Origin of the sequence: Pseudomonas fluorescens, assembly GCF_002022275.1 — a bacterium.
In the GTDB taxonomy this organism is placed as follows: domain Bacteria; phylum Pseudomonadota; class Gammaproteobacteria; order Pseudomonadales; family Pseudomonadaceae; genus Aquipseudomonas; species Aquipseudomonas fluorescens_AJ.
On sequence record NZ_MSDF01000028.1, the window covers coordinates 22,555 to 41,676 of the forward strand.

At 61.7% G+C, this 19,122-nt stretch carries 17 protein-coding genes; 3 read left to right on the forward strand and 14 right to left on the reverse strand.

Annotated features, from left to right (window positions below):
• Positions 1 to 8: 8 nt before the first annotated feature.
• From BFW87_RS21500 to inhA, 8 genes are all read right to left on the reverse strand, one after another.
• Positions 9 to 1,337, reverse strand: a complete 1,329-nt coding sequence (locus BFW87_RS21500; protein ID WP_078741726.1) for a GH39 family glycosyl hydrolase — start codon at positions 1,335 to 1,337, stop codon at positions 9 to 11.
• Positions 1,327 to 2,517: a glycosyltransferase gene (locus BFW87_RS21505; protein ID WP_078741727.1), complete on the reverse strand. Its 1,191-nt coding sequence runs from the start codon at positions 2,515 to 2,517 to the stop codon at positions 1,327 to 1,329. The genes BFW87_RS21500 and BFW87_RS21505 overlap by 11 nt, the downstream gene beginning before the upstream one ends.
• Positions 2,517 to 4,508: a GumC family protein gene (locus BFW87_RS21510; protein WP_078741728.1), complete on the reverse strand. Its 1,992-nt coding sequence runs from the start codon at positions 4,506 to 4,508 to the stop codon at positions 2,517 to 2,519. Before BFW87_RS21510 ends, BFW87_RS21505 begins: the two co-directional genes overlap by 1 nt.
• A 14-nt stretch (positions 4,509 to 4,522) precedes the next feature.
• Positions 4,523 to 5,299: a polysaccharide biosynthesis/export family protein gene (locus tag BFW87_RS21515; protein ID WP_078741729.1), complete on the reverse strand. Its 777-nt coding sequence runs from the start codon at positions 5,297 to 5,299 to the stop codon at positions 4,523 to 4,525.
• 29 nt (positions 5,300 to 5,328) lie between these two features.
• Positions 5,329 to 6,240: a glycosyltransferase family 2 protein gene (locus BFW87_RS21520; protein WP_078741730.1), complete on the reverse strand. Its 912-nt coding sequence runs from the start codon at positions 6,238 to 6,240 to the stop codon at positions 5,329 to 5,331.
• Position 6,241: 1 nt separating this feature from the next.
• Entirely contained in the window at positions 6,242 to 7,702 is a 1,461-nt protein-coding gene (locus tag BFW87_RS21525; protein ID WP_078741731.1) for a mannose-1-phosphate guanylyltransferase/mannose-6-phosphate isomerase, read from the reverse strand.
• A complete protein-coding gene (locus tag BFW87_RS21530; RefSeq protein ID WP_078741732.1) occupies positions 7,702 to 9,141 on the reverse strand; it encodes an undecaprenyl-phosphate glucose phosphotransferase in 1,440 nt (479 codons plus the stop codon). The genes BFW87_RS21525 and BFW87_RS21530 overlap by 1 nt, the downstream gene beginning before the upstream one ends.
• A 641-nt stretch (positions 9,142 to 9,782) precedes the next feature.
• Positions 9,783 to 10,463, reverse strand: coding sequence for an isonitrile hydratase (inhA, locus tag BFW87_RS21535; RefSeq protein ID WP_078741733.1), 681 nt, complete (start codon positions 10,461 to 10,463; stop codon positions 9,783 to 9,785).
• Between the two features lie 89 nt (positions 10,464 to 10,552).
• Here inhA and BFW87_RS21540 point away from each other — a divergent pair, with 89 nt between their 5' ends.
• Positions 10,553 to 11,521, forward strand: a complete 969-nt coding sequence (locus tag BFW87_RS21540; RefSeq protein WP_078741734.1) for a GlxA family transcriptional regulator — start codon at positions 10,553 to 10,555, stop codon at positions 11,519 to 11,521.
• Here BFW87_RS21540 and BFW87_RS21545 read toward each other — a convergent pair.
• The 6 genes from BFW87_RS21545 to BFW87_RS21570 form a co-directional block, all read right to left on the reverse strand.
• Positions 11,491 to 12,417, reverse strand: coding sequence for an alpha/beta fold hydrolase (locus tag BFW87_RS21545; protein WP_078741735.1), 927 nt, complete (start codon positions 12,415 to 12,417; stop codon positions 11,491 to 11,493). The genes BFW87_RS21540 and BFW87_RS21545 overlap by 31 nt on opposite strands.
• An 84-nt stretch (positions 12,418 to 12,501) precedes the next feature.
• Positions 12,502 to 12,975 carry an isochorismatase family protein gene (locus BFW87_RS21550; RefSeq protein WP_078741736.1) on the reverse strand — a complete coding sequence of 158 codons (474 nt, stop codon included), beginning with the start codon at positions 12,973 to 12,975 and terminating at the stop codon, positions 12,502 to 12,504.
• Between the two features lie 48 nt (positions 12,976 to 13,023).
• Positions 13,024 to 14,850 (reverse strand): glycoside hydrolase family 15 protein, encoded by a 1,827-nt coding sequence (locus tag BFW87_RS21555; protein ID WP_078741737.1) that lies wholly within the window; start codon positions 14,848 to 14,850, stop codon positions 13,024 to 13,026.
• Positions 14,843 to 15,643, reverse strand: a complete 801-nt coding sequence (locus BFW87_RS21560) for a glucose 1-dehydrogenase (protein WP_078741738.1) — start codon at positions 15,641 to 15,643, stop codon at positions 14,843 to 14,845. Before BFW87_RS21560 ends, BFW87_RS21555 begins: the two co-directional genes overlap by 8 nt.
• Before the next feature lie 89 nt (positions 15,644 to 15,732).
• A complete protein-coding gene (locus BFW87_RS21565; protein WP_078741739.1) occupies positions 15,733 to 16,938 on the reverse strand; it encodes an FAD-dependent monooxygenase in 1,206 nt (401 codons plus the stop codon).
• Entirely contained in the window at positions 16,938 to 17,447 is a 510-nt protein-coding gene (locus BFW87_RS21570; RefSeq protein WP_078741740.1) for a MarR family winged helix-turn-helix transcriptional regulator, read from the reverse strand. The genes BFW87_RS21565 and BFW87_RS21570 overlap by 1 nt, the downstream gene beginning before the upstream one ends.
• 166 nt (positions 17,448 to 17,613) lie before the next feature.
• Here BFW87_RS21570 and BFW87_RS21575 point away from each other — a divergent pair, with 166 nt between their 5' ends.
• Together BFW87_RS21575 and BFW87_RS21580 are read left to right on the forward strand one after the other, a co-directional pair.
• Positions 17,614 to 18,114 carry a sigma-70 family RNA polymerase sigma factor gene (locus tag BFW87_RS21575; protein ID WP_078741741.1) on the forward strand — a complete coding sequence of 167 codons (501 nt, stop codon included), beginning with the start codon at positions 17,614 to 17,616 and terminating at the stop codon, positions 18,112 to 18,114.
• A gap of 23 nt (positions 18,115 to 18,137) precedes the next feature.
• A complete protein-coding gene (locus BFW87_RS21580; protein ID WP_078741742.1) occupies positions 18,138 to 19,091 on the forward strand; it encodes a FecR family protein in 954 nt (317 codons plus the stop codon).
• Positions 19,092 to 19,122 lie beyond the last annotated feature (31 nt).

The window sequence follows — 19,122 nt, forward strand, 5'->3', positions numbered from 1 at the left end:
GGCGGGCTCTAATCCCATAGCAGAATTTGCAGGTTCGGCTTGACCGGCACAGTCAAGCCGTTGGTGCCGCTCACCGGTGTTTGCGTGCCGCGCAGCGGGTCGTACAGGGTGGCGCTGGCAAGGGAAGGCAAATGCGCGTTACCGCCCTGGGCCGACCAGAAAAACCACAGCTTGTGGCCGTCTGCGCGGGTCCAGCCGATGCTGAACAGGCCGTCGGGCAATTGGTCGGCGGTGGGCGGGTCGCCGGGTGTGAGTTGCGGGCCGCTGACGTCGAGGAAATTCTTCAGCGCGGTGTAGGACGGCTTGGGGTTGGCGTCGATATCGAGCAAGCCGTAGGACTGGTCACGCACGCTGGCGCGCTGGTCGAGGTCGCTCAAGGTGAACAGGAAGATCTTGTCGTAATCCATCGCGCTCATCAGCGCCACGCGGCGCACGATGTAATCGGCCTGGCTTTGCTGAGTGATGATGTCCTGAGCGTCTTTGGGCCCGGGGTAGGTTGACCAGCCCCACTCGGTGCTCCACAGCGTTTGCACACCGGCGTTGCGCAGCGCCTGGTTGAGCGCGGTGGTCTTGGCGATAAAGTCGAGGTTGGCCGGGTCATTGCCTTCGGGCAATTGGGTGTAGGGGTGGTAGGAAATCGTGGTGTTGAGGCTGGCCACGCCGAGGGCGCCCAACGCATCGAACATGGTCTGGCCGTTGGGCATTTCACTGAAAAACGCCATGCCCGCCGCCACCACCGGCTTGCTCGGGTTCACCGCGCGCAAGGCATTGGCGGTGGCGGTCAACAGGGTTGCGAAACCGGCGGGGTCGGCTACCGGGCGCCAGAAGCCGAGCAAATTGGGTTCGTTCCACACCTGCCACGCATCCACGCTGGGGTAGCGCTGAGACAACAACGCCATGCGGTTTGCGAACAGGTTCGGGTCTTGCGGTGGGTACTGATCCTGATACGGCGCTCCCGCCGGCGCAGTGGTGGCGAACGGCGCCGAACCCACCAGATAGAAAACGGATTTGAGCTGATTGGTTTGCAAGTTGCCGACCAACTGATCCAGGGTTGCGATCTGGTATTGGCCCTGCACAGGCTCCAGCTGGTCCCAGTGCAAATCCAGGCGTACCCACTCAAGGCCCAGCGCTTTGAGTTTGTCGATCTGCTTTTGATACAGCGTGGGGCTGAACCACATGAACTGCGCGTTCACTCCGAGGAAATCCTTCCACACCACGACCTTGTTGCCCTTGAGCACATGGTTCTCGGCGTCGGCCTGGCGGCCCCACAGAAACGCGGTCAGGCCCAGGGCGGCGACCACCGCGAGAGTGGCAATGTAGGTGCGTTTACGCGCCATAAGGAGCTCCTGCAATCGCCTGCTCAAAGAGCTGCTTGAATTTTTGCGCAGTCAGCGGCCACAGGCGTTCACGGCCAATTTCACCGGCGCGTTCGGCCCAATCCCGGGCCAATGAGGGCGTGCGTGCCAGGCGCAACAGTTGCTCGCTCAATGCGTTCACGTCGCCTTCGGGGTAGATCGCGCCGTTGCCGCTGGCGACCTCTTCGGCAAACGCCCGCGCATTGGAGGTAATCGCGCCGCGACCGCACGCGGTAGCCCAGGACAGGGCGCCACTGGTGCCGCGCTGGCGCCCCAGCAAACCGAGTTTTTTCGATTCACGATACGGCAGCACCATCACATGGTGCGCCTGGATCGTCTGGGCAATGTCGTCGGCCGGCAGGTTCAGCCGCCAGTCGATGTTGCCATCCAGGCCGAGGTTGGCGATTTGGCCTTTGAGGTCTTCCAGGTAATTACCGCCCGCGCCAAACGCCATTTCAGGGGCAGTGCCCCCGGCCAGGGTCAAGCGCACACGGTCACGCAATTCGGGGGCTTGTTTGAAGACGGCGGCCAGGGCCTGCAACAGGTCTTCAATGCCTTTGCCACGGTAGATAAAACCGAAATACAGCAGGTGCAGGGTGTCCAGCGGCGGCAAGGGTGCCGACGCAATCGCAAGGTTGGCGTGGTTGATCACGGCCACTTTGCCCGTTGGAAGCTGCATGCGCTGGGTCAGGCAATCAGCGCCAAGGCGGGTGAGGGTGATCAGCCGCGTCAGGCTCTTGGCGACGTGGCGTTCTTCGCGCAACGTCAGCGGGTCGGCCAGCACGACGGCTGCCTGCGGCAATGGGCTGGGCAAACGTTCGAGCAGGTTCAGCGGAAACGGCAGGTGTTCGCGCCGCCACACCATACGTTCCGGGTCATGCACGGTGGCGGTCAACGGCAGGTTGGGGTAAGCCTTGCGCAATTCGCGCAGGGCCAAAAACTCCCCGAGTCGCCCGCCGCCCAGCTCGGCGTGGACCAGGTCCACGCTCTGCCAGTCAAAGCCGCTGATGGCCTGTTTGATTGCCACGCTGTTGCCTTCAACGCCAGTCAACGGTGTTGCCACCGTCACGCCCACTTGCTCCAGTGCCGACTTGAAATGGTTCGCGTAGTCGGCGATCCCGTTTTTCTCCGGCGGCAAAGGGGCGAGCAGGGCGATGCGCATCAGAACGCCCCCCGGTATTTGGCGATGGTCTTGAGCACCTTGGCCGGCACTTCGAATTTGCGCCGGTTGATGATGATGCCGTCCACTTTGCCAAACGCGGTGTTGAGGATTGACAGCGCATGTTCCACCACCGGCACCGTGCTGTGCTGCGCTTCCACCACCAGGCCGATCAGGTCGGCGCGGCGCAGGGTGATGAACGCATCACGGTTATCCAGCAACGCCGAAGCATCCAGCAGCACCACTTCGCCGGGCTCGGCGGTGGCCAGGCCGCCGACGCGCACATTCACGCCGTTTTCCTGCAGCAACAGGCGCAGCTGTTCCACCACGAACGTCACACCCTCGCCATGGCGCGCCGAAGTCAACCCGAGGGTCAGGCCCTGCTCGGCAATGCGGTTAGGCTGCAGCAGGCTGTACAGCCGGTAGATGCTCGCATTGAACGCGTTGGTGCCCTGCGCGGTGCTGGTGTCCAGCTCCGGCAAGGTGGTCCACAGCGGCAGGCCGAACTTGCGTTCCACCAACCCGCCATCGTGAATGCGCTGGTCGAGCAAGTAGCACAGGTAGATCACCAGCAAGCCGACGACGATGGCAAACGGGATCGCCAGCACCAGCATCACCAGGGTTTTGGGGAAGATGCGGCCCGGGTTGAGGGTGGCTTCTTCGATCACGGCGATGTTGCTGATCTGGCTGTTATCCAGCTCACGGTCGATGCGCGATTTTTCCAGGTTGTCCACGTACAGCGCGTAGTTGCGCTCGGTGGCGCCCAGCTCGCGGGAAAGGCGGGCCAGCTCCGGTTCGACTTCCAGGGCCTGCTTGCGTTGGGCTTCCAGGTTAACCAGTTGTTGTTGCTGTTGAACCAGCTGGGTGCGCAGGGCCAGGTTGTTGCTCGACTCATCCAGCAGCACGCGCTGCAAGTGGATTTCCAGGGTGTTCGGCGCGCGGTTTTCCGAGCTTTGCACGGTATTGCTTTCACTGGCGACATGGGCCTGCATCGCACGGATCGACGCATCCAGCGCTTTGACGGGCGGCGCGTTGTCGGTGTAGGTGCGCATCATGTCGGCCTTTTCCAGCAGCTTCTGGTTAAGCAGGCGACGCAGATCCTGCTGCTGGGGGTTCAAGGCGATCTGGCGGACCGTGGTCACTTCCTTGGGCTGGGTCTTGAGCTGAGTGCGGGTGCTCGCGATGGCGCTGTCGGAAGAGGCGATCAAGCGGGTGGTATTGAAGGTCTCGCCGCGCAGCACGTTGATGCGCTCGGACAAGTCTTCCAGGCGGTCGGTGATGCTCGCCGCGCCGATCTCATTAAGGCGCGTGAGGATCTGTTGCTTGTAGCTCTGGATCTCGTTGGCGCTGGTATTCACCTGGCCTTCATAGAACGCGTACAGGCTCTTGCGGCCCAAGGCCTGGGTGCGTTCGGCGACATAAGTCTCGACCCAGTCCTTGACCACCGCCTGGGCAATTTCCGGGTCGCCCCATTTGAAGCTGATGTCCATAACCGTCGAGCCCACGGCGTGGCTCACTTCAAAGTTCTTTTCCAGGCTGGCGGCGAGGCGCTCCACCGGCGTGGTTTTTTCGACGATACCCACGGTTTCGAGCACCACGCGGATGCCATCGAACACGCTGCCGACGCCGGCCTTGATGTAGTACTTGGTGCGCTTCCAGAACCCTTCCGGCGGCGGCGCGTTGTCGATTACTTCCAGGTAGTGCTCAGCCACCGAGCGCACGATCGGACGACCGGTCAGCAGGCGTTCCTCGTCGACAATCGGGTCACGCTGGGTGCTGGGCATGACCAGCGCCTGGCGGTTGCTGATCTCGATCGGCAGCGTCGAATCACGCCCCGGCTTCACCAGCAGGCGCGCGGTGGACTCGTACTTGGCCGGCAATAAAAAGGCCCCCAGCAGAATAATCACAAGCGCCGCGACGGCCGCCAGCTTGAACTCGTGCCGGAAGATGTAGAACAGGCGCAGAAGATCACGAAAAGAACGGATCTCGATCATGGGATGTCGCTCCTTTAGTTATTGCCGCCGCTGGTTTTGGTGTAGTTGTAGCCAACCCCAATGGATTTGGTGAACGGGATCAATTGGTTCAAGTAGGTATCCACTCCCTGAATGCGCTCGCCGACATTGGATTTGGGCACGAACACCACGTCGCCGCGTTGCAGGCGCACGGCTTTGCGTCCGTTGGGGCCGGGTTTGAGGTACTGGCTGAAGTCCAGGAAGTAAGCGCGGTACACGCCCTGGGCATCTTCGCGCAACAGCGCAACCATGCTTGCATCACCCGAAGGGTTGACCCCGCCGGCGCCGACAATGGCTTGCTCCAGGGTATTGGCCGTGCCGATCTGCACCGCCGTCGGGTTATTCACCGCGCCGCCGACGATCACGGAGTTACCCGGTGCCTGGTTGATGTTCACCGTCACCCGTGGCTCGCGGTAGACCGGTGCGAGCTTGTTGCTCAGCTCGGTCGCCAGCTCCGAGGGCGGGCGCCCCGCGACCTGAATCGGCCCCAGGAACGGGTAGTTGATCTTGCCGTCGGTTTGCACCGTGTACAGCGTCAGCTCATAGATGGTGCTGACGTTGAACGCCGACAGCGTCGGCATCTCCCCTGCATCGCGCACGATGCGCAGCTGGTCGCCGACGCGGATACGCTCCACGGCTGGTGGCAACTGCGCCAGCTGGTCGAGGGCGCGCTTGCCGTCCTCGACGGCCTGGCCGTCCGGTCGGACGATGCGTGCCGGTGTATTGCAGGCGGCCAAGGCCATCATGGCCAGGATGAGCACGGTTTTTTTCATAAAGGGGGACTTCCTGTTGGTCATGCTGCTCACCTCCAATAACCGGGGAACATGCTGATGCGCCGCTTGAGGGCGAGTGGGAGCCGGCGTTCCAGATGGCCCAGCCGGTAGCCGAGCAACTTGAACGCGCTGCGCACCAGGACTTCGGGTACGCGGTGCAATGCACCGGCTGCGCGCAATGCCGCGAGCTCAGCCAGTACATAGCGTTTACCTTCACCGCCGGCATCGCCAAAGGCTTCGCGGATCCACGGCTCGCGACCGTAGAACACGCCAATGTCGAAGTAGCGGTGAAACTCATCCATGAGTCGGTAATCGTGGGAGTGGTACACCCGCGCCGAGGCGGCGTAGCGCACCTTATAGCCGTCGATCAGCAGGCGTGCGGCGACGTAGGCGTCTTCACTGCCGATGACATCGGCTGGGAAACCACCCACGGCCTGCAACGCGCTGCGCCGGTACACCGAAAACGAGTCGGAACTGAAGCAGGTCTTGATCCCCAACTGCGGCGCATCGGCCAGGCTTTTGCTGCGGCTCTGGTCCGGGTAATTGAAGTGCCGTGACTGCGCGCCCAGCACGCCGGCGCCGGGGTGCGGCAGTTGGCGGCCGTAGGCCACGCCGTTGAGCGGGTCTTGCTGCAATTCGTCAAGCAGGTTGGCGAAGGTTTCGGCGTCGGCGGGGATCGCGTCCTGGGTCATCACGATCAGGGCGTCGCCGCTCACCTGTTCGCTGGCCCAGCGTCGCGTGCCGCCGTGGTTGAAGTCGCGGGCGTCGATCACTTCGACCCGGGCGCCGAATTCGCGAAAGCGCGCCACGGTGTCATCGCTCGAAGCGCTGTCGACCACCAGCGTTTCGTCCGGTTGCAGCGTCTGCATCTGCAGCGCAGGCAGCAGTCGCGCCAGGTGGCTGGACGCGTTGCGGGTCGGGATGATCAACGAGGTGCGCATGTCATTTTTTCACTTCTGCAGGCGCACGCCCGTAGATGTCGTCAAAACGCACGATATCGTCTTCGCCCAGGTACTCGCCGCTCTGCACCTCGATCATCACCAGGTCGATGATGCCGGGGTTGGTCAGGCGGTGTTTGTGCCCGGCCGGAATGTAGGTGGACTCGTTGGCGTTGATCAAAAATTCGCGCTCGCCATTGGTGATCTGCGCGGCCCCGCTGACTACCACCCAGTGTTCGCTGCGGTGATGGTGCATTTGCAGCGACAGCGACGCTTGCGGCTTGACCACGATGCGCTTGATTTTGAAGCGAGTGCTTTCCTCCAGCACCGTGTAAGTGCCCCACGGCCGGGTGACGGTGCGGTGCAGGCTGAACGCCGGATGGTTCTGGCGCTTGAGCTCGGCGACGATGTAGCGCACATCCTGGCTGCGGTGGGCGTCGGCGATCAGCAGGGCATCGGGGGTGTCGACGATGATCAGGTCACGCACGCCCACGGCGCCGAGCACGCGTTTGGGCGAGTCGATATAGCAGTTGTGCACGTCATGCAAAATCGCTTCGCCATTGACCTGGTTGCCATGGGCATCACTCGGCGTGAGCTGGCGCAGGGCTTCCCAGGAACCGATGTCGCTCCAGCCGATGTCGCAGGGCACCACGGCGACTTGTTGGGATTTCTCCATCAGCGCCACGTCGATGGAAATGTCCGGCGCGCTGCCGAACGCCTCTGAGTCCAGTTCACGCTGGCGTGAGGTTTTGTTTTGCAGGCTCTGGCTGTGTTCCAGCGCGGCCTTGGCGGCGGTCAGCACGTCGGGCGCGTGGGCGGCGAGTTCGTCGACCAGGGTACTGGCCTTGAAGCAGAACATGCCGGCGTTCCACAGGTGTTTACCGCCGTCGAGGTAGGCCTGGGCGGTGGCCAGGTCGGGTTTCTCTACAAAGCGTTTGACCCGGTTGCCGTGGCTCAGTTTTTCACCTTGCTCGATGTAGCCAAAACCGGTTTCCGGGTGGTCCGGCTGGATACCGAAGGTCACCAGGTAGCCCGCTTCAGCGAGGTCCCGGGCCTGGGTGACGGCCTCGGCAAACGCGACTTCGTTGAGGATCAAATGGTCGGCGGGCATCACCAGCAACTGGGCCTCGTGGCCAAAATGTTCCTGTACATGCAAGGCCGCCACTGCGATGGCCGCCGCCGTGTTGCGCCCAAACGGTTCGAGTAGCAGGTCCAGGGGCAGGTGGGCTTTGTTGACCCCTCGGTAGTCGTCGAGGGTGCGAAACAGCAGGTCGCGGTTGGTCACCGTGAGCACGCTTTCCACACCCGGCAGTTTGGCGGCGCGCTGGAAGGTTTTCTGCAGCAGGCTCTGACCGTCACGCATGCGCATGAAGGGCTTGGGCATGTTTTGCCGGGACACTGGCCACAGCCGCGTGCCCGAACCACCGGAAATAATGCAGGGAATTAATCCGTTGAGGGTATTCATCAATAGACTTCCTTGGTGGAAAGGACGGCCGGGACCGTCATGAAGACGATGTACAAGTCAAACCACACCGACCACTTGGAGATGTACTCCAGGTCGTACTCGACACGTTTCTGGATCTTGAACAGGGTGTCGGTCTCACCCCGATAACCATTGATTTGCGCCCAGCCGGTGATGCCCGGCTTGACCCGATGCCGCGAGCTGTACTCGCTCACCGCCACTTCAAACGCAATGCCCGCTGCCTTGGTGGCCGTGGCGTGGGGGCGCGGGCCGACCATCGACATGTTGCCCAGCAGCACGTTGAACAGCTGCGGCAGCTCGTCGATGCTGGTCTTGCGGATGATGCGGCCCACGCGGGTGATGCGCGGGTCTTTGCGGGTGGTCTGTTGCTCGGCGGTAAAGTCGCTCTGGTCGGTGAACATCGAGCGAAACTTGAACACGCGAATTTCATTGTCGTTGTAGCCGTAACGGTTCTGGCGAAACAGCACCGGGCCTTTGGAATCGAGCTTGATGGCAATCGCCGTCGCCAGCATCACCGGGGAAAGCGCCACCAGTGCGAAACTTGCCAACAGCAAATCTTCAAAGCGCTTGATCACCGGCGACCAGCCGCGCAACGGCAGCTGCGAGGTGTTGAACATCAGGATGCCGCCCACATCGGTGATCTTGCTGTGGCCGTAGCGCAGGGCGGCCATGTCGGGCACCAGCATCACGTTCACCGACATTTGCCGCAGGCGATTGACCAGCCCATGAATACGCTGCTCGGCGGCCCAGGGCAGGCAGATCATCACTTGGTTAACCTGCTCGGCGCGGATCAGTGTTTCCAGGTCGCGGGTGTTGCCCAGCAGGGGCAGGTTGCTCAATTCCTTGGGAATGCGTTCGGTACGGTCGTCGATAAAACCGATCAGGCCGGAGCGGATATCACCATTGCGTTGCAGGTGGTCGGCGACGTGCACGGCAGTGTCGGTGAAACCCAGAATCACCGTGCGTTGCAGGTATTTGCCCTTGCGCATCAAGTTGCGGTACAGGCGCAGCATGAACAGGCGCTCGACGCACAACAGCCCCAGGCTTGCGATGTACCAAACCACCATGTTGCGCGGCGTCAGCTGCGGGAAAAACTGCAGGATCTGGTACATGAACAGCAGGATGCAAAAGGCTGCGGACCAGGCCACGGTTTTCGTACGCAGGCGCAGGCGGTTGCTGAACAGCTCTTCGGAATAGATGCCCATGGCGTGAAACAGGATGATGGTCATGATCGCGAAAAACAGCAGCAGCCCGAGAAAGTGGGAGCGCATCTCAGGGTCCATCGGGTCGATAAAAAGCACCAGCACCAACGGCGGCAAAATGGCCGTCAGACCGTGGATCAATTTGACGAAAACAACAAAGAACTCAACAAAACCGGCGCGGGTCAGAAACAGGCTATCGACTGACGACTTCTCTCGCATAAAAACATCCCTCATTGCACTCCAGGCTTTCTGTTCGGCTACTTATCCGGGCACGGCGAACAATGACGACTCTGGGTAAAACGCAACTTTTTTCATCCAAATGAAACGGTCCACATGAAGGAAATGTGCGGAGTAGTGACGTAAGGAGTGTTCCTTTACTTTGCTTTGTCAATGAATTGACAGTGGTGCGGAGGTGGCATACCAGACACGTTAATCAGTCTTTTTTGCGGCATTTTATTGACTTTCCTTGTTCAAACACTCGGTGAAAGGGTGTGATTTGGAGTGTAGGAACAAATGTGAGAATTTTCCTGTTTGAATGGAAAACCTTTTTGAAGAGAGGTAGGAAAAGGGGACAAACAGGCTCTAATGAAACTCGCTAAGTACCCGTTATATAGGGTTTTGAGTTGGGTTTAAGCTGCTTTGAAACTCAAGATGAAAATGGCTTGTGGCGAGCGGGCTTGTGTGGCGAGCGGGCTTGCCCGCGTTGGGCTGCGTAGCAGCCCCAAAACCTGACGACGCGGTTTATCAGTTATACCGCGTCGTCAGGTTTTGGGAGCGCTTCGCACTCCAACGCGGGCAAGCCCGCTCGCCACACAAGCCCGCTCGCCACAGAAGCCGGGTTTATCTTCGGGAAAGGGGGCTCAACCCAACCGTGCAGCCGCCCGCGCCACGATCTCAGCGCGTACCCGATGCGATTCCGCCGTGCGTTTCTGCGCTTCTTCCAGCACATGCCTGGGCGCGGTGTCCGGGCTGCCTGAGTCGAACGGCGGGGCCGGGGCGTATTCAATCTGCAGCTGCACCAGTTGCGCTGCCGCCTCGCTGTACAACTCGGCTGCCAGGGTCAGGGCAAAATCAATCCCGGCGGTAATGCCGCCACCGGTCAACAGGTTGCCGTCACGCACCACCCGCGCCTGCACCGGGATCGCGCCGAGCGGGGCGAGCAGGTCGTGGTAGGCCCAGTGCGTGGTCGCTTTGCGCCCGCGCAGCAATCCGGCTGCGCCGAGCACCAGCGAGCCGGTGCATACCGAGGTCACGTAACGTGCGGTGGCCGCCTGAGCTTTGAGAAAGTCGAGGGTGGGCGGGTCTTCCATCAGCGCGCCGACGCCTGAGCCGCCGGGTACGCAAATCACATCCAGGCTCGGGCAGTCGGCATAGGTCATGCTCGGAGTGAACACCAGCCCGGTACTCGACGTGACCGGCGCCAGGTCCTTCCACACCAGGTGCAGTTTCACGTCCGGCAGTGAACCGAGCACGTCATAAGGGCCGGTAAGGTCCAGTTGCTGGATGCCGGGAAACAACAGAAAGCCGATCTGCAAGGTCATGATGAAGCTCCGATAAAGGGGTGGACGGCTTCACTTTAGAGGCCTAGGCTTTGGCGAATACGCCATTGAGCCCACGAATCACGCCAACCATGCCTCGAATTATCCACGTACTCGCGTTTGAAAACGCCCAAGTGCTCGACGTGACCGGGCCGTTGCAGGTCTTTGCATCCACCAACGATCTGTTCCGCCAGCAAGGCTTGCCGTTGCCTTATGCCGCCTCAGTGATTGCTGCCCAGTCGGCGCCGGTGACGACTTCCGCCGGGCTGGCGCTGTTAGCCGAGCCGCTGCCCGCCGTCGACAAACCTTGCGACACACTGGTGATCGCCGGCGGCTGGGGCGTATACGGTGCCGCTGAAGATCCGGCGCTGGTGGAGTGGGTTCGCGACAAAGCCAAACACACCCGGCGCATGACTTCGGTGTGCACCGGCGCGTTCCTGCTGGCCGCCAGCGGCTTGCTCGACGGCTGCCGCGTGGCCACCCACTGGACGCGCTGCGAAGAACTGGCGCGCAAGTTTCCTGCGCTGACGGTGGAGGCGAACCCGATCTTTATTCAACAAGGCGCGGTGTGGACCTCGGCCGGCGTCACGGCTGGCATCGACTTGTGCCTGGCGCTGGTGGAGGAGGATTTGGGCCGCGCCGTCGCCCTGGAAGTGGCACGGCACCTGGTGGTGTTTCTCAAGCGTCCGGGCGGGCAGTCGCAATTCAGCGTGGCCTTGTCTTTGCAAAAGGGCGACAGCCGCTTTGCCGATTTGCATGCCTGGGTCGCAGACAATTTGACGCTGGATCTCAACCTGTCGACCCTGGCTGCCCAGGCTGGCATGAGCGAGCGCAGTTTTGTGCGCCACTACCGCGCCGACACCGGCCAGACCCCGGCGCGTGCCGTCGAACTTATCCGCGTTGAAACCGCCCGCCGGCAACTGGCGGACAGCACCGTGTCGATCAAGCGCATCGCCGTGCAATGCGGTTTTGGCTGTGAAGAAACCCTGCGCCGCAGCTTTTTACGCGCCCTGTCGGTGACGCCCCAGGCCTACCGCGAACGCTTTTCACCGGTGTCGTAAGCCAGCAGCTCAAACAGCGCATCCAGGGTCACTTGCGGCGCTTCCTGAAACACGTTGTGGCCCACGCCCACCAGCACCTGGCGCCGATAGATGCCGGTGAAATTGTCCACATCGTCATCCTCCACTGGCGCCGGGCCCACGCCATCATCGGCACCGCAGAGCGAAATGCTCGGCACCGAAATCGGCGGTTGCGGTGCCAGCGCTTGCTCGATTGATTCCAGTGCCGGGTCGCCGGGGGCGTACATGAAGCGATGGCGGTACGAGTGGATCACCACCTCGACAAAATCCGGGTTATCAAACGACGGCGCAGTCTTGCCATACAAGCCAGGGCCCTCGGCCCAGGTGGGCGACCATTGCCGCCATAACAGCTCACAGAACTCGCGGCGGTTGGCTGTCAAACCGTCCACGCCGCGCTGGGAGTGAAAGTAAAACTGATACCACAACCGATGCTCCGTTTCCGGCGCCCGGGGTTTCAGCGATTTGGCAATGTTTTGAATGTTATAGCCGTCCCCGGTCACCAACCCGCGCACGCGCTCTGGCCACAGCGCCGCGACAATACACGCCGCCCGACCACCCCAGTCAAAGCCTGCGAGCGTCGCATGAGGAATGGACAAGGCATCCATGAAATCCAGCAAATCCTTGGCCAGTGCCGCCTGTTGGCCGGAGCGCATGACCTGCTCATTGATAAAGCGCGTCGGGCCATAACCGCGCAGATACGGCACCAGCACCCGGTAGCCGCGCTCGGCCAGCACCGGGGCTATTTCGTCATAGCCGCGAGGATCATATGGAAAACCATGCAACAGAATCACCGGCTCACCGTCGGCGGGGCCGTGGGTTTCATAGGCCACATTCAGCATGGGCGTTTGGACATACAGCAGCGGGGCGGTTGGGGTCATGGCAGGCTCTGACGGGGTAACCGGAGAAGCTGAGACTCTAGCCGAATCCGATGACGGGGAGGGGGGTGGTTTGAGGCAATTGCCTTACTTGTCTAGACAGAGGTCGGCGCTGGTCACGACGTGTTTGAAATGATGTCGCCACAGATCCACGCCCAGCTTGCCCGTCCGATCCAGTGACGACCCTACCGTCAAATCGCTGATCAGCGTCGGCTGCAACCCCGCATCAAACAGGGCAAAGCCCGCGGCCAACACGCAAGTATCGGTCTGAATGCCACACACCAATACGCGGTCCGGCGCGAGGCTCTTGAGGTAATCAATCGTCTCGGGCGTCGGTGCGTAGCCGTGTTTGATGAAGATGCGATCGGCCACGATCAGGCTGTCGTCATCCGGCGCGGGTTGCCAGCCGAGTTGGCGGACGAAGGGGGTGATGCGTTCGTCGTGACGCTCCACGGTGGCCACCGACGGCAAGCGCCCGAGTAGGGCACTGATGCCGTCGACCAGCCACGCGGGCGGGTTGAAGCAAGGTTGCACGTCGATGATCAGCAGTACCTGGCGCATGGGCTTCCCGTTACCGGTCGAGGGGCTGCCCATTGTGCACAGGGCGGTTCAGGGTTGCCAGGTGGTCTTCTCTCCACTGAGTTTGCGGTCCAGAAAGGTCGCCGCGCTGATCAGCGCCAAATGGCTCAATGCCTGAGGCGTATTGCCCAGGTGGTGCGCCTGGCTGTCGAACTCTTCGGCGTACAGGCCCAGCGGGTTGGCGTAGCGCAGCAGTTGTTCGAATTCCAGGTGGGCTTTCTCCACTTGCCCGGCACGGGCCAGGCATTCGACGTACCAGAACGAGCAGGCGGCAAACGCGCCTTCGGTGCCTTGCAGTCCGTCGATCTGGCTGTCGTCGTTGCGGTAGCGGTAGACCATGCCGTCGCGCACCAGGCTTTTCTGGATCGCTTCGAGGGTCGACAACCAGCGCGGGTCGGTGGCCGCGACAAAGCGCACCAGCGGCATCAGCAACATCGAACCGTCCAGCGCGGTGCTGCCGATATGCTGCACAAAATGCCCGCGCTCTTCGTTCCAGAAGTTGCTCCAGATATCAGCGTATATCGCCTGGCGCGTCTGGTCCCAACGCGCAAACGGTGCCGGCAGCGAGCGCTTGGAGGCCAAGCGGATCGCGCGGTCCAGTGCCACCCAACACATCAGGCGCGAGTGCAGGAAGTGATGCTCTTCGCCACGCATTTCCCAGATGCCCACGTCCTTGGTGTTCCAGATTTCGCAGACTTGGTCGGCCACTTCCACGGTATGTTTCCAGCCCTCGTGGGAGATGGCTTCGCCGTATTTGTTGACCAGGTACACGGCGTCCATCAGCTCGCCATAAATATCCAGCTGCACCTGATCGAACGCTTCATTGCCGATGCGTACTGGCTTGGCGCCACCGTGGCCGCTGAAGTGATCCAGTTCGGTTTCGGGCAACTCTTGGCGGCCGTCGATGCCGTAGAGGATATTGATTTTGGTCGGCTCGCCCTGGCAGTCGCTGACCCGGCCTTTTAACCAGCGCATGTAGGCATTGGCTTCCTCGATAAAGCCCAGGCGCATAAAGGCGTAGACGGTGAACGAGGCGTCGCGGATCCAGGTGTAGCGGTAGTCCCAGTTGCGTTCGCCGCCGGGGCTCTCCGGCAGGCCGAACGTGGCGGCGGCGATGATCGCGCCGTGTTTGCGTGAGGTCAAAAGCTTCAAGGCCAGGGCCGAGCGGTTGACCATTTCGCGCCAGCGCCCACGGTAGTTGGATTGGGCGATCCAGCCACGCCAGAATTTCAACGTGTGCGCCAGGGCAAGGTCGGTGCAGCCGCTGTCGACGCGTTCATCGTCGGTGCCGCCGAGGACAAATTCGGCGCCTTCTTCCTGGGTCAGGGTGAACGTGGCGACGGCCGCGTCATCTTCGATCTGCAGCGGGTGGCTGCTCGCCAGGCGCAGGCCGGGCTGGCCGTCGGCATCGAAATGCACCTTGCCGTCGACAGTGCTGGCGCGGGTAGGCAAGCGTGCGTAGTCATGGCGTACGGCGCAGCGCAGGTGGATCGTCGCCTTGCCACTCACCACACGCACGCGGCGGATCAGCAGCGGCAGGTCATCGATTTCTTCGCTGATCACCAACAAGTCGGTGATTTCCACCACGGCTTCATCGCTGAGCCAGCGGGTTTGCAGCACGTTGGTGTCGGGCAGGTAGATCTGCTCGCGGCGGGCGTTTGGCAAGTCCGGTGTGAGTTGAAAAACACCGGCATCGGGCGTGTCGAGCAGTGAGCAAAAGATCGACGGGCTGTCGAATTCCGGCCAGCAGAAAAAGTCGATGCTGCCCTTGTCGTTGATCAGCGCCGCGCTGCGCATGTCGCCAATGATGCCGTGGGCATCGATGGCGCTTTGGGGTTCGTTCTTGAAATCAACCATTGCCACGAAACTCCGGATAAAGGCTCATGCCGCCATCAATAAACAGGGTACTGCCCACCACATAGTCAGAGGCGTCGCTGGCCAGCCAGACCACCGCGTTGGCGACGTCTTCCACATCGCCCACGCGGCCATAGGGGATCAACTTGAGCAGCTCTTTTTCGGCTGCACCTTCAGTGGCCGCCCGATTGATTGCCGTGCGAATCGCCCCGGGCGCAATGCCGTTGATGCGGATACGTTGCTCGCTGACCTCCTGGGCGAGGGTGCGCATCAGCATCTCGACGCCGCCTTTGGAGGCCGCGTAATTCACATGCCCGGCCCACGGAATGATCTGGTGCACCGAGCTCATGTGAATAATTTTACCGGCCGCCCGTGAGACGCCATCGCGCACGCCCTGGCGGTTGAAAATTCGCACGGCGGCGCGGGCACACAGAAACTGGCCGGTGAGGTTAACGCCGATCACGGTGTTCCAGTCGTCGAGGGTCATGTCGACCAGGTTGGCGTCTTTTTGCAGGCCCGAGTTGGCGACGAGGATGTCCAGGTGGCCGAAGGCGTCGAGGGTCTGAGTGAACAAGCGTTCTACGTCAGCTTCCTTGGAAACGTCGCCACCGATGGCAATCGCCCGGCCGCCGTTTGCTTTGATCTGCGCCGCCAATGCCTCGGCGGGCGCAGCCTGTGAGTTGTAGTTGAGTACCACCGCCGCGCCGGCTTCGGCCAGCGCCTTGGCCGCTCCGGCACCAATGCCGGAACTGGCGCCGGTGACCAGAGCCACTTGTTGCTGCAACGAGATCTGCATCGCCCACCCACCGTTTTATGAGAGTCCTTTCAGCTGACTGGCGCGGCATTGCACAAGTTCACCTCGGTCTCAAATGCGGCGATGTCGGTCTATTTCAATCGTGGACGGTCCTCATAGAAGGGCAGGTCGATGGCGTCCGCTTTGGGCGTGAGGATTTTACCGAACAGCGCTTTGAGCCTTGGCGCGGTTGCCAGCTTCAACACCGCATGGCCGATGGCGATGCCAAGGCGCGAATGGGGGGATGCCAGTCGGGGCGCGAATTTGGGCACGCTTTGCGCTTGCGCCACGTAAGGCCGCATCAGTTTTTCATAGGCGGCGAACGCTTGGCTGTGATCGGCGTGTCGGCCGAGTTCGCCGGCCAATACATAGGCGCCACACAGCCCCAGGCTGGTGCCCATGCCACTGATGGGCGAGGCGCAATAGGCGGCGTCGCCGACCAGCGCAATACGGCCTTTGGACCAGCGTGGCATCTTGACTTGGCCAATCGCTTCCAGGTAAAGGTCGGGCGCATCCTCCAGCGCTGCGAGCACGCGGGGTGTTTCCCAGCCGGCATCGGCGAACAGGCGTTTGAGCAGTGACTTTTGTTCGTCCAGTGTGAGCTTTTCATAGCCACACGGAGCTTGTTGAAACGACAAAAAGGCCCGCGTGGTCCCCAGGTTATCAGGGCGCAAACACACACATCGGCCCCCTGGAATGTTGTACCAACGCATGACCTGTTTGTCGCTGGGTTGCCTGGGAATCGTGAAATAGGCGGTATAGAGGTCGAAAGGGCGACGCTGCACGTCGCTGCCAAAGACCTTGTTGCGCGTGGAGGAACCGATGCCTTCGGCGACAATAACCAAGTCGTACACCTGTTCCAGGCCGCTCTTGAAGCGCACGTAAACCTGATCACCGTCGTCGTCCAGCGCTTCAATGCTGTCGCCGAAGCGGTAGGCGACCTGGTCCCCGCTGTGCTGGATCAATAGCTTGGCGAGCTCGCCGCGCAGAATCTCCAGCTCGGCGACCGGTCCTTCACCGTCGAAGGCGTCCACGCCGATAAACGCCTTTGTACGGTTGGCCCTGTCAACAAAGGCGATACCCTGCTCATGAGTGGCGTTTGCCCGAACAAGGTCTTCCAGCCCCATGCGCTGGGCGGCAACACGCCCGGCGCCGCGCAGGTCGACCGTCTGCCCGGCATCGCGAAAGGCAGGGGCTCTCTCGACGACTGTGACGTCCTTGCCCTGTCGAGACAGCCAATAGGCCAGCGCCGGGCCGGCGATGCTGGCACCGGTGACGAGAATTTTTTGCGCGTTCATCAGGCGTCCGTGTTTTCAAGAGGGGGGTGAATACTGCCCGGCAGCGTGGTCCGGTAAACCTCGATCACCTGGCCCAGAAACGCTTCGATCACCCCGCGGTCAGTGCTGTCGAGCGCACTCAGCACGGCGCTCAGGCCGTTGAGCATGGGCGTGATATGCCGATAGGTCTGCGCAACGGCGGCGGGCATCGGGCGCACCAGCACGCGGCGTTTGTCATTGACCTGACGCTCACGCACCGCGTGTCCGGCACGCTCCAGCCTGTCGATGACCTGGGTGATACCGGCAGTCGTCACCGACAGGCGTGCGGCCAATTCGGTCGGTGGAAGCGGGCCGTCCGTGATCAGGTGTTCGAGTGCCGCCACATCCGTTTGATTGATTCCCAGCGCCGTGCCGAGCGTGCTGGCGGCTTTGCGCGTCAAGATGGCGATCTGCTGCAATTGTTGTCCGACCCTGTCGTTGGCGATGTTCAGGCGGCGCGGATCATCAGGCGTAGAGGCGGGTGATTTCATGGGCAGGCATTGCTCGGGGTGTGAGGACTGAGGGGACGAGGGGACGAGGGGAGCACGTTAGCATGTAGCTAACTTGCTTAGCTAGTTTGATGGCGAGAACAGTAGCAATTGCTCCGCTTAATAGGAAGCATTACTATTCACGCCCCGCCTTTCCAGTGCCCACGCGATGACTCCTCAGCCGCCCCGCAGAACAGGCTTTTTCGAGCATTACGAAGAGTTGATCGGAACCTGGACGCGCCGCCTGAGAAACCGTCAGCAGGCCGAAGACCTGGCCCACGACACCTTCGTGCGAGTGCTTGAATCCCGTTCGACCGAGGTTGAGCAACCCCGCGCCTATCTGCATCAAACCGCGCGCAATATTGCGGTTGACGCTTATCGCCGCGAAGACCGCCGCGAGGCACTGGCGCTGGAAGCCTTTGATCAGCGCTCGCCTCACAGCGGCGACCCGGAGCATTACATGCACGCGATCCAGCTGGCGGACTCCATCGAGCAGGCCCTGGCCGAGCTGCCGCTCAACTGCCGCAGGATTTTCATCTGGCAGAAAATCGAAGGGCTCACCCAGCAGGAAATTGCTGTGCGCCTGGGGTTGTCAAAAAACATGGTGGAAAAGTATATGATCCGCACCTTGCGGCATCTGCGTGACCGCCTGGATGCGATGGCCCCATGACCCGCTTTGACACAGGATCTTCCATGATCGATCGCCAGGCTCGCGATGAAGCCGCGCAATGGTTTGCACGCCTGCAAGACGCCGGGTTAAGCGCTGAGGAGCGCCAGCGTTTCGACGCATGGCGTGCAGAGAAGCCCGAACACCAATACGAACTCGACGTGTTGCAAGGGCTGTGGAGCGCCACTGACCTGCTGCCAGAGGCGCGTTTGCAGGCGTTGTGCGAGGCGCCATTGGAGCGTCCCAAACGCCGCGCCATTTTGCGTTATGCGATGGCCGCCAGTGTGCTGGCGGTGGCCTTGGGCCTGGGTCTGTTCAGCGGGCTTGATCATCCGAAACCCTACAGCGCCGAATTCAGCACGCGCCTGGGCGAGCATCGCCAGGTGGCCTTGCCCGACGGCTCGGTGATGGACCTCAACAGCCGCAGTGTGGTCGCGGTGCACTTTGAAAAAGACCGGCGCGGCGTGGAGCTCATGAGCGGCGAAGCGATGTTCAGCGTCGAACACGACACCCGCCGCCCGTTTGTGGTGGCCACCGGCGTGGGGCAGGTGACGGTCACCGGCACGCGTTTCGACGTGCGCCGCGATGACGACCAGACGCGTGTGGTGGTCGAGGCCGGCACGGTCAAGGTGCAGGGGAGCGCAACAGATGACATCGTCACGCTCACCGCCGGCCGCGGCACGCACATCGACAACGTGGGCAAGGTCGTGGCGGCCTATGCCGTGAACCCCGACGAACTGACCGCGTGGCGCACCGGCAAACTGGTGTTCAACAACGCCAGCCTGGGTGAAGTGGCGCGTGAAGTGTCACGCTACCGCGAGCAACCGTTACGCGTCAGCACGGCAGCGGTCAGCAACCTGCGCTTGACCAGCGTGTTCAAGGCAGACGACACCGACGCCTTGCTCAAAGCCTTGCCGCACATCCTCCCGGTGGCGCTGCGAACCTTGCCGGATGGCAGCCAGGAAATTATTTCGCGCTGACGTTCAGGTTTTTTTCGAGTTCTTCGTCTTC